This is a genomic window from Endozoicomonas sp. SESOKO4, assembly GCF_024606275.1.
Map to the genome: position 1 here is coordinate 1 of NZ_JAHHPS010000546.1, position 7,910 is coordinate 7,910.

Annotated in this window: 6 protein-coding genes; 2 read left to right on the forward strand and 4 right to left on the reverse strand. The window is 44.2% G+C overall.

Features of this window, described 5'->3' with window-relative positions; all coding sequences use genetic code 11:
* From KDK16_RS10565 to KDK16_RS10580, 4 genes are all read right to left on the reverse strand, one after another.
* Window positions 1–2,058, reverse strand: a 2,058-nt coding sequence (locus tag KDK16_RS10565; RefSeq protein ID WP_257276056.1) for a hypothetical protein, incomplete at its 3' end; no start/stop codon positions are given.
* 205 nt (window positions 2,059–2,263) lie between these two features.
* Window positions 2,264–3,256: a TIGR01620 family protein gene (locus tag KDK16_RS10570; protein ID WP_257276057.1), complete on the reverse strand. Its 993-nt coding sequence runs from the start codon at window positions 3,254–3,256 to the stop codon at window positions 2,264–2,266.
* On the reverse strand, window positions 3,253–4,656 hold the full coding sequence (locus tag KDK16_RS10575; RefSeq protein ID WP_257276058.1) for a YcjX family protein: 1,404 nt from the start codon (window positions 4,654–4,656) through the stop codon (window positions 3,253–3,255). Before KDK16_RS10575 ends, KDK16_RS10570 begins: the two co-directional genes overlap by 4 nt.
* Before the next feature lie 82 nt (window positions 4,657–4,738).
* The gene (locus tag KDK16_RS10580) at window positions 4,739–5,344 is read right to left on the reverse strand and encodes an HNH endonuclease (RefSeq protein ID WP_257276059.1); all 606 of its coding nucleotides are present in this window, start codon (window positions 5,342–5,344) and stop codon (window positions 4,739–4,741) included.
* Window positions 5,345–5,618: 274 nt separating this feature from the next.
* Here KDK16_RS10580 and KDK16_RS10585 point away from each other — a divergent pair, with 274 nt between their 5' ends.
* Window positions 5,619–6,638: an acyltransferase gene (locus tag KDK16_RS10585; RefSeq protein ID WP_257276060.1), complete on the forward strand. Its 1,020-nt coding sequence runs from the start codon at window positions 5,619–5,621 to the stop codon at window positions 6,636–6,638.
* Between the two features lie 588 nt (window positions 6,639–7,226).
* The coding region (locus KDK16_RS10590) for a hypothetical protein (protein WP_257276061.1) at window positions 7,227–7,910 on the forward strand (684 nt) is incomplete at its 3' end.

Here is a 7,910-nt window from a genome sequence, read left to right on the forward strand (position 1 = left end):
CTCTCCGACTCGTTGGAACTTATAGTAATCAACCTCCTCACCATTGCATATTGCCAGTGTACGACCACCTACGATACTGCCTTCTTTTTCAAACAGCGATAGCGGATCTTGACCAGAATAAACCGATTCAAAGACTGTTTCACCGGCGCGAGCAAATTCCGACTGTAACTGACGACCGGAAGCTAACTGTGCAGGATGAAAATCAAATGCGTGGGCAGCCACTACTAATTCGAAAGCCGAAGTATTGGACAATTGAAAATTGAGAGGATTAACGGGCTCTGCCAATTTGCCGGAAGAATCCAGTTTGAAGAAAAGTGCCGGGTCTTTGAGAAAATCCAGAGTATCAGCCAGTAATGGTAGAGGTAGTCTGGATTTCCAGTCCCCCACCAAATATTCTTTATCAGCAACTAACCTTTCTGCCAGTAATTGAATGAGCCTTTGCCGGTTTTTTGGATCAGTGCAACAATTTTCTAGATATTTTTTATTGTTAAAAAAGAGCACAAAATTCAGATACCGCTCAATGTAATCTAATACAATACCAGGGTTTTCTGGCCGTAACTTTCTGTTCAAAAAGTGCAATTTCCCCTTATCGAAGGGTTCAGATTTAAGCACTATGTCGTCTTGCTTCTTCAGAATCTCTTCCGGAAGCATATGAAACTTCTGTTCAGGAAAATAAGGATGAACAACATTCAAGGCATGGGTTTTAAAATCGTTGTCTGCATTCACTTTTTCAAAGAAAAAATAAAGGATATTAATCTCAAAACCTTTGCTAACTCCAGGCCTAATCCTTAAGATGTCCAACAATGAATCCTTTGCTGTATCGTTTAATTCCTGAAGCAATGTATCATTCAAATCATTAATGACAATCAATAAAAAAGGATTAGCTTTCACCAGTTTTTTTAATAACAAACCAAGTTTTTCTTCATCTGCCTTATATCTTTTTGAGGCAAAATCATATACCGCATACAGGGACATGCGATATAATTGATCTCTTTCATTATTTGTTTCTAATTCAGCTGTTACGATCTTAATCAGTACCTCTTCAAAAAAGACAGGGTCCTTGGTGAAAGTACTGTATTGATTAGAGAAAATGCTTTGATAATTAACAGCCCATTTCTGGTCATTAAGCGAATCCAAAATAGCTTCTTTTGTTATAAATTGAGCCGGAACCTCTGATAATTCACAAAAACCGTGTGATAATTGTGACAGGCAGTACTCTTTGTTTTTTCTTTTAATGTGTTCTGGAAGGTCTCCAACCGCTATCATTCCTGAACGAATGAGCTCATTGTACAAGTCATCATTTTGATTTTTAAAATACTCAGGGAGAGTGCCCAGGGACTCTATTTTCGCTGTAACATCCAGATATTCATAAACAAAAACGGCTAGTTCCGATGGTGTTCGATAAGGAATACCATTCAAACTCGAATATTCAATAAGAAAATCAACATCATTTTTTAATTCCTCAGGCAGGTCATCGTAAGAAAGTCGAGAAAACTTATACTTGGGATGAGCTAATAGTAGATCTTTAGTCAGTTTATCTTTGGGTATTTGGTTAATATGAAAAACACCAGTCCGTACAAATTCTTTCATAAGGATGGGTGATTCTAAATAATGGTTATCTATTCTTTTTCCAATATCGGTTCTGGGAAGATAGTCGACAACGGTCATAAGCTCATCTTGCGTGAGTTTATCAATTCCCTTCTTAACGAGTTTTTGAATCAGCTCGGCTTGCTTGTCGGTCAAGATAGCAGTGTTCACAGCAGAAAAGGTTTCAAACCTTGAGGTTACTTTAGAATTTTGATGAACATGGGTGACGTCCAGTTTGCGTTTAGCCACTTCAGGGGTATCTACATTTAAAACCACTGCTCTTGAAGAGATGCCGATCTGTTTTTGTTCTGTTACGGGATCTGATGTGAAATCAGCGAAATTGACTCCCAGTGACTCACCGCTGACGGTTCTGCCAGAAACATTGCCGCGATTCGCTTCAGCATTGCCTTTAGCACTGAATGTAGAGGGATTTGGTCCATGATCATATGAGGGTTGAGGTAATTGATCCATCGTTTTTATCCTGTCTTTAATTGTCCCTAATTAAAATGAGGGTGAGCCCTCCCTGGAATACATATAGATATTGACCCATAAGTTGACCAAAAGTTCCAAAAAAAGAGAGATCGCAAAATAGTGATTTGAGCAAAAAACTCAAGCCACTTAAAAAAAGAAGGCCGCTGGCCGGGTCGGTGCTACACGGAACAATATCAATAGACGGCTAGTCGCTATCTCTGCGAAACCGTGCCCGGATTAAGTTGATGATCTCTTTCACCATTTTCCCCATTCCCGGCCGCTGACCTTCTGCAAAAGGCACAGGACGACAGAGTTCCATCGCCTGAATACCGATTCGTGCCGTATAGAAACCGATACCTGCCCCCGTGGCGGCCTGAGTGCTGATCGTGCTGATCAGTTTACTGGAAGCCAGATCTGCCAGCTGGTCAGTCATCAGGTCTGTACTGCCAGCCAGAGCCATTTGGGTTAGCGCCATCTTTAACAATCTCATTCTTGCGGACAGGGAAGGACGGAGACCATAAATCTGGCAGATTTCATCCAGCATCTTCAGGCAACGCCAGCCTGACAACATCATATCCAGCAGTGCCAGTGGACTGATGGCGACCAGAATGGCCGCTTGCTGGCTGTGCCGGGAAATTCTGGCGATGGCCTGTTCATCCAGACTTCGGAACAGCTGCTGGTCCAGGTGCTGAAGGGTTTCAGCATCATCCGCATAATCAGGCAGAGTGCTGAGGGCTTTTTCCAGTAAAAGTTGATGTGGCTTGTTCCGATAAAGTGCACTTAATTTTGCCAGCCAGTGTTTGGCTTGTCCGCAGGAGCGGGCTTTAAGAATGCCCTTGGCGTTTGCTTGTAATTGTTCGACGCCTCTGAAGTCTTTCTGATAGCCAAAGTATTCCCACGCTGCTTTTCCTAAAAGACCGATAAGGCCAGCAACCAGCAAACCAAATACTGCGGCCAATGACCAGTGGGTTTGGCTGAGGAAATAAAGGAATTCTACGGTCTGCCAGGTGGCCAAAATAGCCATCAGGGCAAGAATGCCTTTTGCAGCACGGCCCAGAAAACGCAATGGCTTAAGTGATAGCGTGGGATCACTTAGTAGTGGCAGATTCGGATCATTGCTCAGGGATTTCGGAGTTTCCAGTTGAACATTTTGATCCAGGGGAATAAAGAATTCGTCTTTTTCTTGGGTGGGTTTCATTGAAATTTATCTCCCAGCAGATCATTCAGAACGCTGTCCAGACGGATGTGCGGTAAACGGCTTCCGTTGTTCAGTTTTAGTCCGGCTGGAGGTAACAGCTTGCGCAGATGCCACTGCTGGCAGTTCTGCCAGTAATCATCGTCAGGATACTGCTCTGGCAAGGGAGGATGCAGAAGAAGGCCGGGCCCCTCTTCTGTATTGCCTTTAAGGACTCTCTGACCGTGGTGTTCGGCATAGGTTGTAGAGCGGACAGAGGCAATGGCTTCGCAGCGGATATCGACTTCCCTGAACCTTGCCTGTCGCTGTGACTCTCTGACCAGAGAAGCTGTCAGAGATCGCACCTGCTCATGCTGATCAGGCAAAACCTGATCGATCTTACTGGCAGCGAAGACAATCCGGTCAATCCGGGGCTGAATCAGTCGGCGAATAATATTGTTAGTGCCGTATTCAAAGTTTTGCAGAACCTGGGTCAGTGACATCCTCAGGTTGTCCATGGCTTCCTGACCCTGATTCAGGCTTTTCAGCACATCAATAAGAACCAGCTGGCGGTCAATGCGTTGAAAAGTATTTTTGTAGAAAGGCTTTACCCAGCGTTTCAGATAATGCTGGTAATTCGTTTCGCAGATTTGATAGAGCGCATCGCCGGGAGCAGCCGATTTTTCCTCTTCACTCAGCTCCACCAGTTGTGGCAGAGGAATAAATGGAAATTGACTTTCAGGGCTATCAGGAGCCAGATGCAGTAACCGTCCGGGCTGAATCATCGTCAGCCCCTGTTGCTGGCAACGTTTCAAAAAATCCAGTTGTTGCTGCCAGAGTGAGTTCAGTCTCCACTCGTGCAGAGGCTCCAGAATATTCAGCGATTTCAGCTGAACCAAAAAAGGATCTTCTGGCATGGCTGCTGCCAGTTTTCGGCTTTGCTGACACCAGTCTTGATAACTCATTTCCAATAGCGGAAGATCCAGTAACCATTCCCCGGGGTAGTCATGTATTTCCAAATAAAGACGACTAATACCCGGTTTTGTTCCCGGAATAAGATGACTGCGGGCGCGGTATTTGATTTCCAGCAAACATCCCGACGCCTGTCGTGTGGCGCTGGGCCAGGCTTCCCTGTCCAACGCAGTGGCGCTCTCGAGATAGGGAAACAAGGTCAGATCTTTCAGTGGCGATATTTCTACACCTAGTAGACGATTCTGCAAGGCGGGTGGCAATGCGGTCAGAGCAGCATCGGGGTAATAGCGAAGCTGATGGATAAGGCTGGTGATCAGGGTTGTCTTGCCACTGCCACTAAAGCCGGTAATCCCCAGACAAACTCTTTTATCAAGCAGACGGTCAACACTTGCAGCCACCGCAACTGACGCTGAACTGGCCAGGCTTTTCGCCCTGTCGCCGGTTCTTTTCAATCTCTGTTTGAGGTATTGCTTTCGCACATCAATCTTCTATTTTTCTGTATTCCCCTGATAGTGCTGTCAACTTGGGCTATTTTCAAGAGTCGTCAATCAGCAGGGCAGGCTCTATGTCCTGACGACCCGGATCAAGGCTCCAGCGGCAGTTTTCAGAAAACTGACTGCTAAGATAATCTGCCTGCTCCGGCAAAATACGGTGGCTGTTCACCAAAGCCAGATATTCAGCCGCATTCGGTCGATAGGGTAACGCCACCAGCGCCATATTCAGCTCTTCCAGCAAACGATCGCTTTTGAATTGATTGCATCGCTTGCAGGCCGCGACTACATTCATCCAGTCGTCTTGCCCACCCCTTGAAGTCGGCAGGATATGGTCGCGGGTCAAAAACCGGCGTGACAGGAACTTGCCACAATACATGCACTGGTGATTATCACGTTCGAATAGAGAAGAGTTAGTCAAGGCAGGGTTGGTACGGGCAGGAAAGTGTCGTTTACCGCCACAGGCAATGATGCTGGGTAATTCAATGACCGTCTGGGTGCCAAGCCATCGGTTATAGCCGCCTCTTACCCGATATATGATATCGCCAAGACTCCAGCGGATCAGGTCTCTTGAATAGAGACACACTGTCTCCTGCCAGGTCAGCCACTCCACCGGTTGTCCGGCAGCATTCAGTCGCAGAATATACATAATTCAGCTCCCGCTTTCTCATCCATGACCCTCTTTTATTAACTTATCGAAATGAAATGCCCTTGCCAATGCCCCACTCCCGACAAAAGCCGCGCCCATTCCAGAGATGCAACCACAGGCGTGCTGTGCCGAAATCAGATAGTCCTCTTTTTCAGGGGGAAGTTTAGCTCTCTTGTGACAGAAGAACAGGAGAGTAATATAAGTAATTTCCCTCCTGAAAAGCGATTGATCAAATATCATAATAGACAGCTACCTAGCAAAAAGAATCAGGCCAATGTCATCAAAAAGAGAACCTGTGTTTTATCTGGACCTATTGCGTGTTGTGGCCGCAATAGCTGTGATTATGATCCACGTGCTGGGACCCTATCGCGAGCTTTACGGACAAATCCCCATGTCAGATTGGCTCACGGCAGTCACTTTTAACAGTTTTTCCCGCTGGTGCGTACCCATTTTTATCATGATCACCGGCATGCTGTTTTTATCGGACAAGCGCCCTTTTGACCTGAATTACTTCCTGAGACGACGGGTGATGAAAGTTCTGGTGCCCTTTCTTTTCTGGGCCGTGTTTTATTCCTTTCTGGCAGGACTCACACCCACTTTTGATTACGAGTGGACCAGGGCTATTAATACCCTGAAAGAACTTCCCTATGAAAGTACCTGGTACCACCTTGGTTTCTATTACTATTTTATTCCCCTTTATCTTGTCATCCCTTTTCTGAAGCCTGCTGTGCAGGCCATGCCCGATGACCTGCTTAAATTTATGGCAGGGGTCTGGTTATGGCTGACATTAAGTTACCTGATCAGGATCGAAACTTTCTGGCATATCAATACACTCCTGTACGGTGGTTATTTAATCTGGGGATATTGCCTTGCGAAGTATGATACCCGTAGGTATCAATCATTGATTATTTTTGGCGGTATTCTTGGACTGATACTCACTTTAGGCGGAGTGTTCTGGCTTAGCAACGAGAAAGGAACGTACAGTTCTGGTCGATTCAACTCTTATAAAACCATTAATACCGTTCTCGTGGCAACCATGGTTTTCTGCCTGGCCAAACACTACTGCGATAAAATTCAGGGGAGAAGCAAAAGCATTATTTCAATTCTCAGCCGTTACAGTCTGGGCATTTACCTGGTGCACCCTCTCCTGCTCTGGCCCGTCAGAGCCTACGACCTCTACCCAGCGAGTGCTATTATCATGATTCCCTTCTGGACTGTTGTGACCATGCTGGCCAGCACCGCAGTGGTCTGGCTACTCGGTCGAAGTCGTCTAACCCACTGGATCGTTCCCTGATCCGGAGGGTGTTGCAAAAGTAGCGGGCAGAGCTGAGTCACTTTTTAAAGCAGTACCAGCGAAGCTCAGGACTTTTGCAACAGCCTCTCTTATTGTCTTTTGAATAAAAATAGCTGTTTGATTATACGACTGCAGTTTTTTTCCTGCTCTTAAGGCTGTTAGGCATGGGCTTTTAATAAACAACGGTCATTAATGCAAAAGTGCTTTATTCTGAAGCCCTTGAGCTTTTTCAGTCCAATGGACCTTCATGTTTTGGTCATAAGGGATGAGCAATTATGATTATTTCGTCAGCACATTTGATTATTTCCCAATATGTAACTAGCTTATTCTATGGCAATTAATCTTCAAGCCAGACAACTACACAAGATCATGCATAGTGTCAAAGATACTTTATACACACTTATCAGCTTTCGTGTTAATATTTTTTAATTGAATAATTGGAATATTCAGACTTATCGACTTACACGCTTGCTATAGAATGTACTTGGAATGGCCGAATAAAATTATTCAGGATCTTGGCATTTAAACAGATTAATAAAGATAACTTTTCCGATTATGAAGTCAGCAATTATTTTTATCTGGTTATTCATGACTGCTTCACATGCGATAGCTTCTCAACCCTTGACTCTCTGCCGTCAGGGAGCTTTAATTCCGGCTTACACAAGCAAGTCTTTTCCGATAATACTTCCTATTGAAAGAAACAGTGTTGAAAAATTACTACTTGATGCCTTCAAGAAAAAAGAAATACCAACTTTCCCAGTTTGGAAAAACCACTTTCTAGAGAGTGCAACATATAAAGTAAAAAAAGAGCTTAAAGAACTCGATCACAAAAAGAACACAGAGTTTTCTGAAAAAGAAAAGAATAACCTCTATCCATTAGCCGACGAAAAAAATGAGATTATTAATAATCAGGCGAATGTCTTGAATACTTTTTCATTCTTTTTGCCTGATACTGCTAAAAATGCCTTTTTGAAAGGGAATACTGGTGACATTCCCGATATTATCAGTCTGGGTAATTCAAAGGAAAATCTGACAGGAAATGACAAAGTTGATAGTGATCGGCAGACCAAAAAAGGGGATCAAACCGAAAATCAAAGGCAACAAGGATCATTAAAAGTAAAACTGGGCAAGCGCAGGAGAATCGACTCAAACCTCAGCTTAAATACTCCAGACTTGACACCTCAAGAGGCAGCCGGGCATTTCTTAAATACTATTAATAAACTCACTGAGAAACATGATTTTTCTATCGAAAGAATAATCGAGAATGAAAAA